At 43.7% G+C, this 17,793-nt stretch carries 18 protein-coding genes; 10 read left to right on the top strand and 8 right to left on the bottom strand.

Annotated elements, in window-relative coordinates; genetic code table 11:
* Nucleotides 1-142 precede the first annotated feature (142 nt).
* From rpsF to dnaB, 5 genes are all read left to right on the top strand, one after another.
* Complete coding sequence (gene rpsF, locus ABH09_RS06610) at nucleotides 143-424, top strand: 30S ribosomal protein S6 (protein WP_162663555.1); 282 nt, start codon at nucleotides 143-145, stop codon at nucleotides 422-424.
* Nucleotides 425-439: 15 nt separating this feature from the next.
* A complete protein-coding gene (ssb, locus tag ABH09_RS06605) occupies nucleotides 440-919 on the top strand; it encodes a single-stranded DNA-binding protein (RefSeq protein WP_253713803.1) in 480 nt (159 codons plus the stop codon).
* A gap of 12 nt (nucleotides 920-931) precedes the next feature.
* Entirely contained in the window at nucleotides 932-1,246 is a 315-nt protein-coding gene (gene rpsR, locus ABH09_RS06600; RefSeq protein ID WP_162663553.1) for a 30S ribosomal protein S18, read from the top strand.
* Between the two features lie 138 nt (nucleotides 1,247-1,384).
* The gene (rplI, locus tag ABH09_RS06595) at nucleotides 1,385-1,990 is read left to right on the top strand and encodes a 50S ribosomal protein L9 (RefSeq protein ID WP_253713802.1); all 606 of its coding nucleotides are present in this window, start codon (nucleotides 1,385-1,387) and stop codon (nucleotides 1,988-1,990) included.
* A 161-nt stretch (nucleotides 1,991-2,151) separates the two neighbouring features.
* Nucleotides 2,152-3,477 (top strand): replicative DNA helicase, encoded by a 1,326-nt coding sequence (gene dnaB, locus ABH09_RS06590; protein WP_253713801.1) that lies wholly within the window; start codon nucleotides 2,152-2,154, stop codon nucleotides 3,475-3,477.
* Nucleotides 3,478-3,511: 34 nt separating this feature from the next.
* Here the strand turns inward: dnaB and ABH09_RS06585 are convergent, their stop codons facing one another.
* Nucleotides 3,512-4,828 (bottom strand): CapA family protein, encoded by a 1,317-nt coding sequence (locus ABH09_RS06585; RefSeq protein WP_371922153.1) that lies wholly within the window; start codon nucleotides 4,826-4,828, stop codon nucleotides 3,512-3,514.
* 108 nt (nucleotides 4,829-4,936) lie between these two features.
* On the opposite strand from ABH09_RS06585, the gene ABH09_RS06580 reads away from it, so the two are divergent.
* Nucleotides 4,937-5,683, top strand: a complete 747-nt coding sequence (locus ABH09_RS06580) for a hypothetical protein (RefSeq protein ID WP_230978131.1) — start codon at nucleotides 4,937-4,939, stop codon at nucleotides 5,681-5,683.
* A 113-nt stretch (nucleotides 5,684-5,796) separates the two neighbouring features.
* Here ABH09_RS06580 and ABH09_RS06575 read toward each other — a convergent pair whose 3' ends face one another.
* The 3 genes from ABH09_RS06575 to murG form a co-directional block, all read right to left on the bottom strand.
* A complete protein-coding gene (locus ABH09_RS06575; protein ID WP_253713799.1) occupies nucleotides 5,797-7,095 on the bottom strand; it encodes a hypothetical protein in 1,299 nt (432 codons plus the stop codon).
* A 517-nt stretch (nucleotides 7,096-7,612) separates the two neighbouring features.
* Nucleotides 7,613-8,101 (bottom strand): CvpA family protein, encoded by a 489-nt coding sequence (locus ABH09_RS06570; RefSeq protein WP_253713798.1) that lies wholly within the window; start codon nucleotides 8,099-8,101, stop codon nucleotides 7,613-7,615.
* Nucleotides 8,098-9,219: an undecaprenyldiphospho-muramoylpentapeptide beta-N-acetylglucosaminyltransferase gene (gene murG, locus ABH09_RS06565; protein WP_253713797.1), complete on the bottom strand. Its 1,122-nt coding sequence runs from the start codon at nucleotides 9,217-9,219 to the stop codon at nucleotides 8,098-8,100. Before murG ends, ABH09_RS06570 begins: the two co-directional genes overlap by 4 nt.
* Nucleotides 9,220-9,311: 92 nt before the next feature.
* Here murG and ABH09_RS06560 point away from each other — a divergent pair, with 92 nt between their 5' ends.
* The 4 genes from ABH09_RS06560 to ABH09_RS06545 all read left to right on the top strand — a co-directional run bounded on the left by ABH09_RS06560 (nucleotide 9,312) and on the right by ABH09_RS06545 (nucleotide 12,348).
* The gene (locus ABH09_RS06560; RefSeq protein WP_253713796.1) at nucleotides 9,312-10,232 is read left to right on the top strand and encodes a bifunctional 5,10-methylenetetrahydrofolate dehydrogenase/5,10-methenyltetrahydrofolate cyclohydrolase; all 921 of its coding nucleotides are present in this window, start codon (nucleotides 9,312-9,314) and stop codon (nucleotides 10,230-10,232) included.
* An 83-nt stretch (nucleotides 10,233-10,315) separates the two neighbouring features.
* A complete protein-coding gene (locus tag ABH09_RS06555) occupies nucleotides 10,316-10,942 on the top strand; it encodes an IMPACT family protein (protein ID WP_371922152.1) in 627 nt (208 codons plus the stop codon).
* Between the two features lie 41 nt (nucleotides 10,943-10,983).
* The gene (gene ruvA / locus ABH09_RS06550; protein WP_253713794.1) at nucleotides 10,984-11,592 is read left to right on the top strand and encodes a Holliday junction branch migration protein RuvA; all 609 of its coding nucleotides are present in this window, start codon (nucleotides 10,984-10,986) and stop codon (nucleotides 11,590-11,592) included.
* Between the two features lie 57 nt (nucleotides 11,593-11,649).
* Nucleotides 11,650-12,348, top strand: coding sequence for a GntR family transcriptional regulator (locus ABH09_RS06545; RefSeq protein WP_044016458.1), 699 nt, complete (start codon nucleotides 11,650-11,652; stop codon nucleotides 12,346-12,348).
* A 180-nt stretch (nucleotides 12,349-12,528) separates the two neighbouring features.
* Here the strand turns inward: ABH09_RS06545 and ABH09_RS06540 are convergent, their stop codons facing one another.
* The 4 genes from ABH09_RS06540 to ABH09_RS06525 form a co-directional block, all read right to left on the bottom strand.
* A complete protein-coding gene (locus tag ABH09_RS06540) occupies nucleotides 12,529-13,089 on the bottom strand; it encodes a CDP-alcohol phosphatidyltransferase family protein (RefSeq protein ID WP_230978130.1) in 561 nt (186 codons plus the stop codon).
* A 106-nt stretch (nucleotides 13,090-13,195) separates the two neighbouring features.
* A complete protein-coding gene (locus tag ABH09_RS06535) occupies nucleotides 13,196-13,780 on the bottom strand; it encodes a TetR/AcrR family transcriptional regulator (protein ID WP_162663542.1) in 585 nt (194 codons plus the stop codon).
* A 280-nt stretch (nucleotides 13,781-14,060) separates the two neighbouring features.
* A complete protein-coding gene (locus ABH09_RS06530; RefSeq protein ID WP_253713793.1) occupies nucleotides 14,061-15,779 on the bottom strand; it encodes an ABC transporter ATP-binding protein in 1,719 nt (572 codons plus the stop codon).
* Nucleotides 15,780-15,944: 165 nt separating this feature from the next.
* Nucleotides 15,945-17,681, bottom strand: coding sequence for an ABC transporter ATP-binding protein (locus tag ABH09_RS06525; protein ID WP_253713792.1), 1,737 nt, complete (start codon nucleotides 17,679-17,681; stop codon nucleotides 15,945-15,947).
* Between the last annotated feature and the right edge of the window lie 112 nt (nucleotides 17,682-17,793).

Below are 17,793 nucleotides of genomic sequence, written 5' to 3'. Positions count from 1 at the left end.
TGAAACCTATGCTTTACCTCTCTATGAATGGGTTTTATTGCTATTCATCTAAGATGAGGTAAACGCTATATCGGGGTTTAAAGCCCGATAAATAAACTCCATCCCGTAGTAAATACGGGGCTAATGGCCATCAGGAGGGCACATGAGAAAGTATGAGTTGATGACTGTCTTTCCTATTGAGGAAGCACAGTTCAAACAGGGGATTGAAGAAGCCCGATCCGTTCTGGGGGACTTCAACGTCCAAATTGATTCCGAAGACCCATTCGGAGACCGTGAATTAACGTATGAAATCAAAAAAAAGACAAAGGGGCGCTATGTATTGTTCAATATCCATGCCGAACCGGATAAAATTATCGAAATAGACCGCAAGTTTAAACTAAATCAAAACCTTTTGACTTTTTTATTTATCAAAATTGATGAATAATTCGGGAGGATATTGATGGCAGATATAAACCATGTCGTACTTGTCGGCAGACTTACCCGTGATGCGGAATTAAAATATACTCAAGGAGGAGCCGCCGTATGCAAGTTTTCGATTGCAATTAACCGGCGGCGGAAAAACGGTGAAGAATGGGTTGAAGAAGTAAACTATTTCGACATCGTACTTTGGGGCAGACAGGGTGAAGCGCTTAACCAATACCTTGTGAAAGGAAAACAGGTTGCTGTTGACGGTGAACTTCGGCAAAACCGATGGGAACAGGACGGGCAATTCCGCAGTAAAGTAGAAATTATCGCGAATAATCTTCAGCTTTTAGGAGGCGGTTCCGGAAGCGGTCAGCAGACAAGTAGCGGCAATCGGGAAGCATATCAGCGATCAAATGCGCCTTCGGCATATCAGGCTCGGCAAAATATGTCACCGGCTAATGACGGTTATGAAGCTGATTTTGATAATGCTAATTATGACAATATTCCATTTTAAGGAGAACAAAACATGTCGGACGAGACACTGAATACCGTTGAAGCGGACACAAATACACAGGAAAATCCTCGCGAAGGAGGAGGAAACGAAGAACGCCAGGTAAATAAAAAAGGAAAAATGTTTTTCCGTAAAAAGGTTTGCCGATTCTGTTCGCAAAAGGCAAAAATCGATTATAAAGACCCTGATTCTTTGCGGCGCTTTATTACCGAACGCGGAAAGATTTTACCACGCCGTATTACCGGAACTTGTGCGAAGCATCAGCGTAAGCTTGCGCTCGAAATCAAGCGTGCGCGCGCATTAGCGTTACTTCCTTACGTTGTAGACTAAGAGTTGATACACTCCTAAAAGCACGGTTTTTAGGAGTATTTAAATTGTCTGCTGCCGGATTCCAACTCCTGGAATACCGGTTAGCTATCGTTTTATCATTATGTACCGTTGTAACGGTACGCCTATAAGGAGCTTGAAATGAAAGTAATTTTAAATGAAGATGTCAAACACCTCGGAGAAGAGGGTGATATTAAGGACGTTGCCAAAGGGTATGCCCGTAACTATTTGTTTCCGCGGAATTTAGCAGTTCCCTGCAATTCTTTTACCCTTGCCCATTTTGAAAGCCGTAAAGAGGAGATAGAGCAGCGGAAAGCAGTGAAACGGCAGAATGCAGCAGGCTTAAAAGAGCAGCTTGAAAACCTCACACTGACTATCGTAATGCCCGCAGGTCCCAATGGGAAGCTGTACGGTGCGGTTACCAACCAAACCATTTCCGATGAACTGCAGAAACTTGGATTCGAAATTGAACGGAAGCGTATTGAATTGCCCGGCCTTACCTTTAAAAGTGTGGGGCATTATAACGCGACCCTCAAACTGTATGAAGCGGCTGTTGCGGTGCTTCCCATCGTGGTAGAGGCACAGCCTGAGGCTGAAAAAACGGCCGAGGCAAAACCGGAGAAACGCTCTCGCCGCCACCATGAAGGGGACGAAGCTGAGACTCGGGCAGAAGCAACTGAAGGACAGCAAGCTGAAGCTACCCAAGAAGAAGTAAAAGCAGAAGAATCTGCCAAAACGCAAGAATAGCCTACTTCTCTTATATTGATTTATCAGAGAAGGAAACGGTGTGTCATCCATCATAAAAGAGAAGTTCTATTAGGGGGCTTCTCTTTTATTTTTTAGGGTATCTATAAAAACTCGCCGGTTTTTATAGATGCTCATATATAAAAATTATCAGGGAAAATAGAATGTCAGACATGATAAAACAGCTTTCTTCATTAAAGGATAAAATACCGCCGAATAATACGGAAGCAGAACAAGCTGTGCTCGGAGCTATCTTGCTTGACTCGGATTCTATCGGGACGGTTTTGCAGTATGTTCGTGCGGAAAGTTTTTATACAATTGCCCATCAAAAAATCTTCCAAGCTGTTGTTGATCTTTATAACGGAGGTCATCGGGTTGATCTTCTTGTTATCAGCGAACATCTGCGGCAAGAAGGTTTGCTTGATTCTGTAGGCGGTACGGCTTATATCGCCTCACTCACTGATACCGTCCCAAGCACTGCAAACGTTGCCTATTATGCAAAAATTGTCCTCGATGCTGCTATTCGTCGTTCACTCTTACGAGTTTCGCAGCAGATTTATGCCGATGTCTTTGACCAAACCGTTGCATACTCTTCCGTGCTGGAACAGGCACAGAAGAATATCTTTGATTTAACCGATGCGGGGCAATCGGCGACCTTTCATACACCGAAAGATCTTATTTTGGAAGCAATCGAGATTATCCAAGCGCGTACACAACATCGCGACGAGTTTTCTGGGATTCCTTCCGGCTTTGAATTTTTAGATAGCCTTACCAGCGGTTTTCAAAATTCCGAACTTATTATCATCGGGGCACGCCCTTCAATCGGAAAAACTGCGCTGGCACTTACCATTGCCGACTATATTTCGGTAACAAAAAAAATACCTTCCGCTTTCTTTTCGCTTGAAATGTCAAATATGCAGCTGATACATCGACTGTTCTCTCTGGAATCGCGAGTTTCCTCTTCCAAAATCCGTTCCGGGAATTTGCAGCTTGCCGATTTTCAAAAAATTCAAGATGCAGCAGGCAGACTCTATGAAGCACCGCTCTATATCGTCGATATGCCCAATATGAAGCTGCTCGATTTACGGGCGATGGCGCGGCAACTCTGCTTGCAAGAGGGGGTAAAGATTATCTTTATCGATTACCTCGGTTTAATCGCTTCGGAAAATAACGCTATTCCGCGCCATGAACGCTTTGCAGAAATTTCTCAATCGCTTAAAAGCCTCGCCCGCGAACTTAATATTCCCGTCATAGCGCTATCGCAGGTAGGGCGTGATGCTGAAGGTACAGCTCCGACACTTGCAAATTTGCGGGAATCAGGCGCAATCGAACAGGATGCTGATGTCGTTATGTTCTTACATCGCGAAAAACGCGAGAGCCCTGATACCGAGCTGATCGTTGCAAAACAACGTAACGGACCGGTTGCTACCGTCAACCTTGAGTTTATCAGCGAATGTACCCGTTTTGTTTCTAAGGCGCGGAACGAATAATAACTGAAAACGGCAAGACTCTAAAGCTCGTGTTTTATTCGGTAGTTAGATTTATCGGAAGATATGCCTCCATAAGTTCAAGCCGCTTCGTAAAATAATTCTTTTCTTTTTCGCTGAGCGTATCTAGCCATTCCTGTGTAAAACGCTTGACAACCGGATATGCCGATTCATTGTATTGCGTTATAAGCAGCGGCAAAACCGAAAAATCCGCCCTACCCGCTTTATTTCGCGTACATGTTAATTGCAGCAATACGGCGTCTCCGGTATATTCACGATAGAATGCGGGATCATCATACCGTGTATGCCAGCGTTGCCCAGAAATAAAGTTCCCCATAGAATACATACAAAAGACCTTGCACTGTTCTGAGGCAACGATTTCTTTCACATCGGATATGTCGGTATGTCTAGCATCAATTGTCATATCGGTATCAGAAGTTTTTTGATTGGTTGTGTTATCGGGCATGGTGGCTTCTTGCAAAGGTACAGGTCGTTCGACCGTAATTGTCTCCCATGTCTGCATAACATGCGGATGATGCGCCCAAATAATATCAACTCCTGCTTCGCCAAGCTGTTTAAACCACGCCTTCTTCGCTTTCGAAACAATCCTACCGTATTCAGGTTCATTGAGATGGAGCCCTAAGACAAATAGATCGCAGGGATATCTGTTGCGTGCCTCTTTAATGACTGAAAGGAGCGCCTCTCTCCCCTGCTTTGTCGGTGCACTGTAATACAGCCGAGCTTTTGATGAATCGTAGGAATTCAAAATTTCGGTAACGGAGCAAAATAGGATATTCCATCCCTTATAAAAAAGAGGTGTTACCTGTATAGGGTCATTCTCGGAATCTTTTAAGCCGGAAAATATCAAAAACGAAGGAAGTATGCCGGAAGTGGGGCGCTCTTTCTGTACTGTCCGTATCGCAGTAAGTGTTCCATCAATACCGATTTTACCATGATCATTGGTGTGATTATTCGCGAGACTCAATACGTCAAACCCTGCTTGAACAGCAGCACGCACATAAGGTGTATGCACATTAAAACTGGGGTAGGTCGAAAGCGGTAGTACATCGCAGACCGGTGTTTCAACATTTACAAAACTTAAATCATCATTATGTAATATTTTTTCGACATCAGTGTATATTAAATCATACGACTTCATATTAAAATTCACAGTATGAGCCATAAGATCTCCTGCGAAAGTGAGCACGAGAGGATGACTATAAGGATTGCTTCCCATAAAAAGGAGATTGCCATCGTCTATAGGGACAGCATCTTCCTCTACAACAGCCGGAATAATAACTTGCAGTGAGTCGGCAACTACACAGCATGAACAGAATACAGGCAACAGAAACATAAAAACAGAGATTCGGCGCATATATGATTACTCCTCCCCTATTAATATGCGAGGAATATTAAAAATATTCAAGACAAGATATTTTTACCTTGTCTTTTTGAATAAAATATGTTAAATTTTGTACAAATGGATACAGTATCGCTTAATAACCTTGTATTTTCTAATGCTGAAAACGGATCTGTTGAGCTGGATGCATCAACTCTTGCCGGTTTGAAAAAGATGCCTGTCGATATATTCGATAACGTATATGTCGGTGACGTAAAACCTCATGCGCTTATCCTTTGTGTCGACGTACGCGGATTCAGCAACTTTCTTTGCTCACATGATGAAAAGGCTGTGTTTTCGCTTATCACCTCGTTCACTTCAAACTTTTTATCCTGTGTAAATCAATTCGGATACGGATGCTCATACTATAAGCTCCTTGGGGACGGTGCTTTAGTTATTTGGGACGAGACAACCCCGACAACATTAGGCGAAGCGATTATGGTATTTCAAACCTATACCGAGTTTCTCGGAGAAGAACTTTTCAGTCCCTACCCCGAATTAGGGCTTGGCGGTGCTTTAGTAATGGAAAAAGTATATAAGTATGAGATATCTGCTGAAGCGTCTGCCTTAAAATATCGCGACTATGTCGGTTATGGCATCAACCTTGCATGCCGACTACAGGGACTTGCTCGCAAGTCGGAACTGATTATCAATAAAAATCTTGCGAACCTCAATGCACTGACTACCGTGATTAAGGATGCTCCTGCACTGGTTGAAGAAGCTAAACGGTTGAAAGGAGTCTTCCCTGAAGATAAGCATCCGTTATATTTTTATGCAGGCGTAAATCCGGCAAACACCTTCGGGTTATAATGCTTGGGAATCTTTAAAAACTCCCCCTGACCTCTTTATAGATACCTACTCATCGAGACAACCTGCACTGGAAATCTAAAATGTCCAATTTGATATGCTTGCCTTGATCATCCTTAGGCAAAGGCAATCTGCTCGCTCAGTGTTTCCAGTGCCGCTTGCGGTGCACCATTAAAAATATCGACTGACTGCATCGCCGTGTGGATAAAACGAGAAACAGCAGCGTATTGCTCTAATTCCTGCGGCGTGCATGTGCCGGTGTGAATACTTTCCTGCAAAAAAGCGATAACCGCTTCTAAGAAAAGTATATATATTCGGCGCGGTTTACAATTATTGAGCAGTTTCAGTATAACTGTAATCGACGATTCGTAGGTTGACGGATGTTCGGACCGATAAGCCGTAAGCTTTTGAATAAGAACTGTGGATTGTCTTTTTTGTTGCTCGCCCCTATTTAAGCAATATTCCCAAAAGGCCGCGGCAGCTTCCCGAAAATATTCGGGGACAACCGGTAAAAAACTTTGCAAGTATGAAACGATACGAACCGGTTGCGATGGAGATAGCGCCACACAAAAATGCGTATCGCGAAATACCCGTTCGATTACTGCCTGTTGGTGCTTAGCTTCCCGTTCAATAAACGGGTAGGTTCGTACGCGAGATAAAATAGTGGGGATAACAGCGGCTCTGCGTGTTGTCGTTAAAATAAAAACTGCATATTCAGGAGGCTCCTCCAATATCTTGAGAAATGCGTTTCGGGCAGATTCTTGCATTTTATCAGCGTTTTCGACAATGAGTACCTTTTTTTTACCTACCGGCATTAAACGCACCCATGCGGAAGCTTTGCGTACCTGATTAACGGGAAGTGTGTCATACATACAATCTTCTTGTAGCTTTTGGCAGAAATCGGCAATTTTTATTGTTTGCTTTTCCAGTTTTTTGTCTTCTTCGCCCGATAGGTTTTCCATATTATCATATTGACTGATAAGGTCTGATAAGGCTTCCTCTATGTCGGCAAGGATCGGCGCCGCTTTAACAAACCGCGGTTCGTCCGTTTCCCACAACCGAGAATCAAATCGGGACGTAAGCTTGCGTATGGCACGGATAAAAAGGTACCGTGCAGCCGCAGTCTTTGTGGTGCAGAGCGCACGGGCAGCTGCTTTCGTTTCAAGCACGGTATCCCGTGTTCCGAGGATTAACAGATCGCTTGCCGATAGGTCTTTATGCCGTTTGCAGGATTCACAGGTACATGTCCAACTGCCGTCTGTAGCACATGAAAGAATACGTGCTGTTTCCAATGCGGCGGTGAGTTTACCGCTTGCTTCCGGCCCTGCAAAAAGCAATGCCGGTGGTACGTTACCGTGCTGTGATTCATCGCTGAGCAGCTGGATAACCGGTTGCCCGAGTACATTTTCAAACATATACCCTCTCTCAGGGCAAATCGTATCAGATCATTTTTTTAATCTCCCCGCAAAATCAGGAGGCCGTTCAAGCAGAGCTGCCATGGATGGCAGTGGTTCCATGCAGAAGCGATGTTTTATGCACGCATAAAACTCGCCTTCAACTGCTGTACACGGATGTACAGCAGTTGAAGATGGTTCAAATGCTTGTCCAACCTCCTGATTTTGCTATTTATATTTATTCGTCTGATGCGTTGCCCTTCTCAAAAAAAATGATAGGGCTGTCCAAAAACTGAAAGCCTATCGGCTTTTTCTGTAAGGACATGATTTGTCATATCCGCTAAAGCGGATTGCAAAACAGTTTTTGGACAGTTTCCTTAAGTTTTAGATGCGATGTTTAAAATTAAGTCATTGCTGTATAAAGACTTAATTTTAAACTCGTCGGGGATGTCCCGAAAGCAACCAACTTTTGGAACATCCCTAAGCGGCAAGTAACCGTTCAAATATTTTCAGTACGGTTGCCATGGTACTTTGCGCCTTAGATACCGCTTCTGATCATCTGCAAGACATTATCGCTATCTATCGGAAGCGGTACCAGTACTCGCACAACAATACTGTGGGCAATAAGCTCATCAACATTAAAAAACGGCTGAAGCTGTAGGATAGCGATTATAATAATAAGCACGATATATGCTTCAAATACACCTAAAAAAAATCCGAGCGCATGATCAAGACTATTGAGAATTTCATTATTGAAAACGGCAGATATCAACAATTGTAAAAGTTTAACCGCTATAAATACTACGATAAATATCATAAAAAAAGCGATAAGCTTCATCGCTGCCGGGGAAAGTCCGCTCACCTTTGTGTGCAAAGAAAGCGGGCGATAAAACCAAAAGGCGACGGCAATTGCAAGCAAAAAGGCAGCCATTGAAAAAAACTCGTCGATAAAACCTCGGATGGTAACTTTTATGATGACAATAATACTGAAAAGCAATAGAACGGTATCAAGTATATTGATGCTCATTTTGCCATCCATTGTTGTAATAGACGGGCAATTTTAACAGCAGGTTTTTCTCCGGCAAGAGCGGAAGAGGCTTGAGCCATCGCTTTTAACTTTTCCGGATTCTCTACAAGATGAGTTAATGCACTGCAAAGTGCGGTGGGTGATGCATCTTTAGCATGAAGTGTAATAGATGCTCCTTGCGCTGTAAAAAATTCCGCATTTTCAATTTGATCACCGCGGCTGCTGCCTTTTTCGAGCGGCAATAAGAGCATCGGCTTTCCGGCTGCAGCCGCTTCCCAGATAGTATTAGCACCTGCACGCGACATCACGAGATCGGAAGCGGCAAGAACATCGGGCATTTGCTCGACGATGAACGGGAAGGGTTTATAGCAACTGCTTAAATCCGGCCGTTCTTCCTTTAGACGCTGCTTAATCCGTTCCCCTTGCGCACGGTGCTGAGCGCCGGTTTGGTGCACAACAAAAAAAGATTCCGCAAGAAATAAAATTGTTTGCTCTACCAATACATTAATCTGGAGTGCACCGAGGCTTCCTCCTTGTACAAATAGGATCGGCTTATCACCGGTATATTGAATAAAAGCTTTGCCAGATTCCGCATCGGCTGCATAAAAACGCATTCGGACAGGGTTTCCGGTAACGACAAGCTTCTTCTGCACGGTAACCGGAAAAAATTCAGCTGTTTTTGCATAAGAGATGAGTACTTGATCGGCAAACCGCATATTGATTTTTGTGGCAAGTCCGGGAGAAAAATCACATTCGTGCGTAATAACCGGAATTTTTAAACACCGTGCGGCAACGCACGGCGGCACTGACACAAAGCCTCCCTTGGAAAACACAAAGCGAGGCTTAAGCCTTAACAGGATAATCAACGAAGCGAAGAATCCTCCGATAATTTTAAACACATCGATGAGGTTTTCGAGGCTGAAATATCGTCGGAGCTTTCCTGCCGGTATTCCGTAAAACGGAATATCAGCACTACACACATACGATCGATCGGTGCCGTTATTGGAACCTATCCAGATAATCGGTATCCCTGTTTCTTTTTTTAACACTTCTGCAACGGCAATACCGGGGAATATATGCCCTCCGGTACCGCCGCCGGTAAATATAACACAGCTCATAACTCGGCAAGTATACCAGAAAAAAGACCGTCATACAATGCGCCGGATATTCCCAAAGCGATTTTAATATACTACAATAAGAGAACTTGATTATGGCACAGATTATAGACGGCAAAAAATTAGCCGAAGCATTGACCGAAGCGGTAACACAAGAAAATGCCGCATATTGTAAAAAGCATCCGCAGCCCTGCCTTGCGATTGTATCATCGGGAAGCGATCCCGCCTCACAGGTCTACATTAAAACGAAGGTGCGAGCATTGGAGAAAGCGGGAATGCAGAGCAGGATTATTCCGTATTCCGAAACAATAAGTGAGCGGGAGTTGGCAGCGTGCGTACAAAACCTGAATGCTGACGATACCGTTGACGGCATTTTAATTCAGCTGCCCCTTCCCTATCCGCTGGACAGCAAACGGATACTAGCGCCGCTTGATCCGGCTAAAGACGTCGATGGCTTTACACCGGAGAATTTGGGACGATTGCTTACCGGTAGTTCAGGCTTTATCCCCTGTACACCGCAGGGAATTATGTATGCACTGCGGCAATATGGCATACTGCTCAGCGGCGCTCATGCGGTTATTGTCGGGCGCTCTGCGATTGTCGGGAAACCACTTGCCGCCCTGCTCACTGTAGCGGATGCAACCGTTACACTCTGCCACAGTAAAACGAAAGACCTTGCCGCACTGACACGGCAGGCTGATATTTTGATTGCGGCTGCGGGACATCCGGCGCTCATTACCGGTAGCATGATAAAAAAAGGCGCCGCAGTTATCGACGTGGGAATTAACCGCGTCCCCGATCCTACTGCACCCAAAGGCAGCAGGCTGACCGGCGATGTTGACTTTGAAAGCGCCGCTGAACAAGCCGGCTGGATTACTCCGGTTCCCGGCGGTGTCGGTCCTTTAACCGTAGCGATGGTGTTGCGGAACACCCTACGTGCCGCACAGCTCCGGCACGGCTGCTTGCCGAAAACGGAAACCGGAGCGCAGGCTAACACAGGTGCCGCCGGATGCTAGTTCTCAGCCGCAGCCGGGAGCAAGCCGCTCGACACGAACCCACTGTAGTGCCGGACGCAGGAGTAACGGATAAACCGGCGGTTATGCCCGACATATTGATATCTATCCCCGAAGCATCGACACCCATATCCGAAGCTGCGGCGGAACTTACCGTAAAAAAATCGGTGTTCCGTGCCGAGGTGTTTTATACGGACAATGCGCAGGAAGCTAAAGAGACCGTAAAGCGACAAAAAGACCAATACCGCGATGCCCGGCACGTGGTACACGCCTTTGTTATCGGCGAAAGCGGCGCGGTACTTGGCTGCAGCGATGACGGAGAGCCGGCAGGCACGGCGGGACAGCCGGTTCTGGCCGTCTTAAAAGGAAGCGGAATTACCAATATTCTTGTAACCGTTACCCGCTGGTTTGGCGGCACCTTATTGGGAACAGGAGGCTTGGTAAAAGCCTATTCTACGGCGGCAAAAGAGGCGCTTGCCAAAGTACACACGGAGCCGCTCATTCAAAAAGCGGAGTTTATATGCGAATGCAGCTATGAGAATCACAACCCGCTGCTCCGTGCCGCCGCACACCTGCCGATCAGCTTTGCACAAACGGAATTTGCACAAACTGTCCGGCTGAGCGGCTCAATTCCGCTTGCATACTGCGATGAGTTTTCAAAGCTGGTTACGGAAATCACCAAGGGCGCTTCTTCGGTGCAATTTTCAGAATAAGGAACCTCTAAAAGCGGATATATTTCCATAAGGAGAAAACTATGTTTAACAGCATCAGCGGAACACTGACCGGTAAAACGGCGGAATCCATCTACATAGAAACCAATGGTATTGAATGGGAAGTTTTTGTATCCGCCCTGAGTGCAGACCGATTCGGAACTGCGGGGAGCACGGTACGGGTCTATACATGGCTCTATCATCGGGAAGATCAGATGAAGCTTTTCGGCTTTTTAACACCGGCGGAGCGGAGTCTTTTTTTGGATTTAACAAAAGTTGACGGGATTGGCCCGAAGCAAGCGCTGAAAATTCTTTCCGGTCTTGACAGCGCAGCGCTGGAAGCGGCTCTTGAGGCAGGGGATGTTGCACGGCTGCAAAGCATCCCCGGTATCGGCAAGAAAACAGCGCAAAAGATGGTGCTTACTCTGAAAGGTCAACTCACCGGATTACACGACACGGGCCGGACGGAAACGGCAAAAAAATCGGAGTTTGAGGATATCATCACCGCTCTTATCAATATGGGATACGATCGAAAGCGTGCTGCAGAAACGGTAGAATCGGTTGCGCAATCCATGCGCGCAAAAGGTGTCGATCCTGCTGCAAAAGAAGAAGAGTTATTCCGCACCGCGATTGTCAATTTGAGTTCAACGTAGATTGTGAACTCAACGGAGAAATAGAGAAACAGTAAGAAAATTCCGGAAGGAGATTATATGTCTGATAAAAAAGAGTCTTTGATAGGCGGTGTAGTTGTAAAAACTTTGACATACAAAGAACAAGCTTATGAACTTATAAAAGATGCTGTTTTATTTAACCGGTTTAGAGTCGGAGCCATATACTCGCAAGATGAAATATGCGAAGAGCTCGGTATCAGCAGAACGCCTGTACGGGAAGCCTTGTTAGAATTACAAAAAGAAGGCTATGTTGCTTTTGCACGAGGGAGAGGCGTAAAAGTTGTTCCGGTTACCGATGAAATCGCCAAAGATATTTTAGAGATACGGTTATTAACGGAACAGAATAATGCATACCTCGCAGCAGCACGGGCAAATGATCAGAGTGTAAAAGATATTTTTAATTGCTTACAGAATCTTGAAGATCAACTGGAAACAAGAGACGGAATAAAACTCTATCGATTGGATCATACATTTCACAGAGCAATAGCAAAGGCAACAAACAATAAGTGGCTTTATAGAGAAACGGAATTGATCTTGGATAACTATCTCCGCTTTGAAAATAAATCCGTGTACAATAATTCGATCGATGCGCAAACCGTATTTAATGAACATCTTGCTATTGCAGAAGCAATTAAAAAGAACGATCCCGATAAAGCAAAACGAATGATCAGAAAACATTTGATCAATTCATATAAACGAACGTTGAATAAAATATTCAATGATAAAGATATCCTGTAGTGTCGTATATGCGATAAAAGGCTATACTAATCTACTCTGTAGGTATGTTGTTCTCATAAGGTGGTTACAGTCGGCTTTAATACCCTTTGTTACGACGCAACCGTCGGGGTATTACCCCCGCACGAATAATAGCAGAAAAATAGGAACTGTTTACAAACAGATCATCTGAGAAAATGTTCATTATGCTAGTAGCCTGATTCGTTTGATGCTTGAAAAAATAGAAAAAAATAACAATGTAACGTATAGCACATATGACGTGCGATAAAAGATATATGCGGGCATAAATCGATCAAAGATGATAATCATTGACGGCAATGCATAAAAAACAACTGCGATATATCGCCCAATATAATCAAAGCAAAAAATATGCCGACAGCTGTTTCTATTTTGTATTGCTAGGGATGTCATGATAAATTCCACTAGCTTGAGTGCAATGAGTGCTATCATCCATAATGGAAATAACCCTTTTCGATAGAGTGCATAGCAAGAAGTTATGATATAAAAAAAATCGCAAAACACATCTGCTGCCGCACCAAGATTGCTTTGCACATGGAATGCCCGCGCAGCTTTTCCGTCAAAAAAATCGCTTGCGGCAATAGCCGTAAATAGGAATAGATACGATAGCATTTTGATTTCCTCTGCAGATACGAGTATATATGCCAAAACAGAAAGCGGTATTCTTCCCATAGTTAAACAATTAACCAAAATACTTGCCGTATAATTTTTATCTCCGTTGCGCACACAGATCTCCTTTTTAAGTATGAATGAATAAATTTTAAAATTCATTCATTTTCTGATATAAAAAACACAGGATTCTCTTTCATCTTTTAGAATAAGGCTTAAGCCGCTATGTATTAGATGAGACTTCCGACAAAATACCTTTGACAAAATACTTTACAAATGTTTGCAGCGCTTCGCCATAACCCGTAAACTCATCCCCTGTAACATGACAGTCTATATAGTAGATGAAATCAAATACTTTTAATATTTTCTCGATTGCATCAGAAGTGAGACTTCGTTCTCTCATCCATTTAGTAAAAATTTTCTGTAAAAAATGATGAAAAGAATTATTTTTTATGCCTGTTTTTGAATAATAGTAGCTATGCAGCATTTGTGAAACAGCGCCATTATTCCACTCGATCAGAATTTTATTATTCATAATATTTTTAAAACTGTATGAGAAAAGCTCATCAATAATTTGCTCGACATCCCCTTTCCAATCAATCTGTTGTATTAGATGACTTCGCATCGTCTCATTTTCTTCTATATAGACCGCTAAAAATATATCTTCTTTTGAAGCATAGTAGTTATAGAATGATCCGACGGCAACACCTGCTTTTTTTGCAATTTGAGCAATATTGGTGTTTTTATAGCCGTTTTTTAAAAATAATGAATGTGCTGCGGATGTCAGCCGTTCTTTTTTGTCGTCCATCTCTGTATCCTGTTGTTGATATGAATGAATATTTCATACAATTCATTCATTATTATACGCACTTTTACCTTTGTGTCAAGCGTCTTTGCACATCCTTGGGCTACGAGTTCGCTAGGCGAACTCCCTGCTGCATGAAATCAGCGGCATGGATGCCATCGCTAAAAAAATGTACATCTGTGTACATTTTTGGGCTACAAGTTTGCAAGGGCAAACTTGTGCTCAGCGAAGTACACGAACGTACTTCGTTGAACGAGCGGCGAAGTAGATATGCCGTATATTTTCAATAGGTATAGTGTTCAGTCAACCCCGACTTCTCAATCATACTTCGGTACAGTGCCGATTTTTGCAACAGCTCTGCGTGCGTACCTTCCGCATCAACTTTGCCTTTATTCATCACGATGATTTTATCAGCGTTCTCGATTGACTTTAATCTGTGCGAAATGATAATCACCGTTTTGCCTTTTATGAGTGTGTTAAGGCTCTCCTGTATTTTCATTTCGTTTTCCACATCGAGCGAGGCGCTGATTTCGTCAAGGATGATAATCGGCGCATTTTTCAAAAGAGCACGCGCAATGGAAAGACGCTGACGCTCTCCGCCGGAAAGTCTGCTGCCGTTTTCGCCGATGACCGTATTGTAGCCGTCCGGCAGCGCTTCGATAAACTCGGCGCAGTTGGCAAGACGGGCAGCTTCTTTTACCTCATCATCGCTGGCATTTTTATTTCCGACGCGGATATTTTCCATAATAGAGGTATTAAAAAGCCCGACATCCTGAAAGACAATCGAAATTTTATCGAAAAGGCTGTCGGTATCAATCGTTGCAATGTCTTTGCCGTCGATGAGAATTTGTCCCTTGCCGTAATCATAGAGACGGGACGCAAGCCGGAGTACGGTTGTTTTTCCGCAGCCGGAAGGCCCGACAAGCGCGGTAACTTTATTTTGTTCCGCCGTAAACGAAATACCGTCGATAATCTTTTGTCCATCGTTATACGAAAACTCAACATCTTTAAATTGAATACCGTAATGCTGCAAAGAAGCAGGTTCGCCTTCCTGCGTTTTTGTTTCGCGCAGCTCGTTTATGCGCTTAACCCGTGCATCGATATACATCATCTCTGCAAGGTTCATTTCAACACCTGCAACCGCATCCATAACACGGGAAGCGGCAATAATATAGCCGATAAGATATAAAAGCGGTGCCGTGCCAGCCAGATACATTTTTAGTCCGAAAAATACGGTAACACCGATAGAAAACTTTAAAAACAGCAGTGCGATGTTAAGCGGGATCGCTTGATGTGCTTCCACAGTTAAGTGTAGTTTTTCCGCTTCATCGACATTGCGGTTTAGTTTTTCCGCCGTGTCTTCCGTAAGCCCATAGCTTTTAATTTCCTGTTGCAGTTCTATCGCTTCTTGAAAAAATTCCGTGCGCTCACGCTGTTTATGAAAGTCCCGCGTTGTCTCCCGTATCTGAATTTTTTTCGACAGGATCAATAGAATAAAGCTGATAATAATCGGAACAAATACGCATAAGCCTAATCCCGGATGCGCAGTAATCATTATTGCGCCGATTATAATCAAATAGAACACAAGACCGATTGTTTGCGGAATTGCGTGGCTCAGCGCATGCTCGATTGTAGCAACATCGGTCATCACCGTTTGTGATAAGTCGGAAACATCGTGTTTGGAAAAATAGGCAAGCGGCAGCGCCTTGAGCCGGTCGGCAATATTCACACGCAGTTCTTTACATTCTTTAAATGTCGCGGTGTAGAGCGTATTATAATTGATATGCACAAGCACATACATCACAACAGCAAGCGCAGCAATAATACCGATATAAAATCCCGCCGACCGCAGCGTTCCGTCAAAATAACTTTGCAAAAAAAACATCATCACAAACATCGGTAGAATAAATGCAACATCCGCAAGCATCGACCATACCGACGCTGTAACAATCCCTTTTGCCCCCGATTCGGTTACCCCGAACCATTTTTGTAATTTAGTCATATATAACTCCCTTAATTAGGAAAAAATCTCTTTCCTCCAACGCTTTTGCAAATATGCGAGGTAGATGCTAGGAGCGTACAAAAAACACCCGCAGGCGTACTTGGTGTACGTCGAGGACTGTTTTTTGTTAAGCGACAACGCAGATACCCGCATATTTGCAAAAGTCTAGACCCTCCAGTCATTCGCCTTAGAATACAGCCGTTGTAGATGGCTGTATTTTCCGCCCTTCTGCATCAGTTCTGCATCGCTGCCGCGTTCGGCAATATTTCCGTCTTCGACAACTAAAATTTCATCAACATTTTTGATCGAGCTTAACCGGTGCGCAATCATAATAACCGTTTTGTTTTTCATCAAATTGGAAAACGCCTGCTGAATTTCGTATTCATTTTCAGGGTCGGCAGCAGCGGACGCCTCGTCCAGAATAATGATATCCGCATTTTTCAAAATCGCGCGGGCAATCGCAACGCGCTGAATTTCTCCACCGGATAAGTGTACACCCTTTGAACCGATAACTGTTTTTTCACGTTCGGGGAATTTTGCTAAAATATCTTCGCAGCGGGCTAGTCGAAGCGCATTCATCACTTCTGCATCGCTTGCATTTTTATTCCCCATTTTGACGTTTTCAAAAATACTTGTTTTAAAGAGCTTCGAGGTTTGAAACACAAAGGCGATACTGCGCATCAGCGCATTTTTTGAATATGACGAAATATTTTTTCCGCCGATTAAAATTTCACCTGAATTTATTTTATAAAAACCCGAAATCAATTTTGCTATTGTACTTTTTCCTCCACCTGATGAGCCGACCAATGCATAGGTTTTATTCGGTTCTAATGTAAAACTGACATCATTTAAAATCTTTTCTTCCGTATAACCGAACGATACGTTTTTAAATTCAATACCGAAGTTTTCGAAGGTTTCTTCCGTACCGTGTTCAAGATTATCCTTTTCCATGTCTGCAAAAAGAGTTTCGAGTTTATCTACAACACTTTTTGCCTGAAAGTTATACATACCGACATACATCACGCGCATAAATGCCGAAAAAAGCACACCGGCGATACAAATAAAAAAGACAAGTTTTGCAATGATGAGGTTGCCGTCCGCCCCCTTGTTCATAAAATAAACAGCGGCAGGAATAGTGAACACCGCAAACAGGTTAAACAGCACTTGAAACATCACATACGGCGTACGGCAGCTGAGTGTGTACTTGTATGCCAAATCGGAATAGCCGGTAATTGCTTCGTAAAACGCTTTAAAAGATTCAACCGTGCTTCTAAAGATTTTTACAATTTGCATACCGCGGACATATTCAACTGCTTCGGCATTCATCCGCTCTAACGCCGCTTGATACTTCCGCATAAAATCTTTATTGCCCATCATAAACATCATCTGCGCACCGCCGATAAGAGCAACGGCAAGCAACAAAAGACCGAGTTTTACATCAACTGCAAAGACAATGATAAACATAAAAATCGGTGTAAACAATGCGGAAATATTATCGGGAATTAAATGCGCAACAAGCATGTGCGTCTCTTGTGCATTGTCGTCAATGAGCTTCCGGATTTTTCCCGACGGATTCATATCAAAAAAGGCAAACGATGCATTCATCAAATGATTGATTGCCGTTTTGCGCAAGTTCGATTCAAGCCTGAACCCAAGCACGTGCGACGCCCACAAAGCGCAGAAATATACAACCGAATAACCTGCCAACAGCGAAACAATCACCGTTGCGTACATCGATCCGTCCGTAACGTTTTTGGTAACCAAAAGCGCGTACAAAAACTTCCACAAAAACCAAAATGCCCCCATCTGAGAAGCAACTCCCAGCACAGCGCATACCACCGAAATATACGCACAGTGTATTTTCTCCGGCGTATATTTTAACAATCTTTTATATGTATCCATATAAAATAAACTCCTTTATTTTTTGAAAATATGCGGGCATCTGCTGCGTTGCTTCACAAAAATTAATCCTCACCGTACACAAAGTACGGCTCCGGTTAATTTTTGCTTGCGC

The organism is Treponema sp. OMZ 803, from assembly GCF_024181165.1.
In the GTDB taxonomy this organism is placed as follows: Bacteria; Spirochaetota; Spirochaetia; order Treponematales; family Treponemataceae; genus Treponema.
The sequence above is the reverse complement of the archived record's forward strand: the minus strand, read 5'-3'. Positions and strand labels throughout refer to the sequence as shown.

Bases quoted from the DNA above. Each gene is read 5' to 3' on its own strand.
- rpsF (WP_162663555.1), top strand. From the start codon at position 143: ATGAGAAAGTATGAGTTGATGACTGTCTTTCCTATTGAGGAAGCACAG.
- rpsR (WP_162663553.1), top strand. From the start codon at position 932: ATGTCGGACGAGACACTGAATACCGTTGAAGCGGACACAAATACACAG.
- murG (WP_253713797.1), bottom strand. From the start codon at position 9,219: ATGAGCTGTGTTATATTTACCGGCGGCGGTACCGGAGGGCATATATTC.
- ABH09_RS06570 (WP_253713798.1), bottom strand. From the start codon at position 8,101: ATGAGCATCAATATACTTGATACCGTTCTATTGCTTTTCAGTATTATT.
- ABH09_RS06575 (WP_253713799.1), bottom strand. From the start codon at position 7,095: ATGTTTGAAAATGTACTCGGGCAACCGGTTATCCAGCTGCTCAGCGAT.
- rplI (WP_253713802.1), top strand. From the start codon at position 1,385: ATGAAAGTAATTTTAAATGAAGATGTCAAACACCTCGGAGAAGAGGGT.
- ruvA (WP_253713794.1), top strand. From the start codon at position 10,984: ATGTTTAACAGCATCAGCGGAACACTGACCGGTAAAACGGCGGAATCC.
- ABH09_RS06530 (WP_253713793.1), bottom strand. From the start codon at position 15,779: ATGACTAAATTACAAAAATGGTTCGGGGTAACCGAATCGGGGGCAAAA.
- ABH09_RS06535 (WP_162663542.1), bottom strand. From the start codon at position 13,780: ATGGACGACAAAAAAGAACGGCTGACATCCGCAGCACATTCATTATTT.
- ssb (WP_253713803.1), top strand. From the start codon at position 440: ATGGCAGATATAAACCATGTCGTACTTGTCGGCAGACTTACCCGTGAT.
- ABH09_RS06555 (WP_371922152.1), top strand. From the start codon at position 10,316: ATGCCCGACATATTGATATCTATCCCCGAAGCATCGACACCCATATCC.
- ABH09_RS06560 (WP_253713796.1), top strand. From the start codon at position 9,312: ATGGCACAGATTATAGACGGCAAAAAATTAGCCGAAGCATTGACCGAA.
- ABH09_RS06525 (WP_253713792.1), bottom strand. From the start codon at position 17,681: ATGGATACATATAAAAGATTGTTAAAATATACGCCGGAGAAAATACAC.
- ABH09_RS06585 (WP_371922153.1), bottom strand. From the start codon at position 4,828: ATGTTTCTGTTGCCTGTATTCTGTTCATGCTGTGTAGTTGCCGACTCA.
- ABH09_RS06580 (WP_230978131.1), top strand. From the start codon at position 4,937: ATGTTAAATTTTGTACAAATGGATACAGTATCGCTTAATAACCTTGTA.
- ABH09_RS06545 (WP_044016458.1), top strand. From the start codon at position 11,650: ATGTCTGATAAAAAAGAGTCTTTGATAGGCGGTGTAGTTGTAAAAACT.
- dnaB (WP_253713801.1), top strand. From the start codon at position 2,152: ATGTCAGACATGATAAAACAGCTTTCTTCATTAAAGGATAAAATACCG.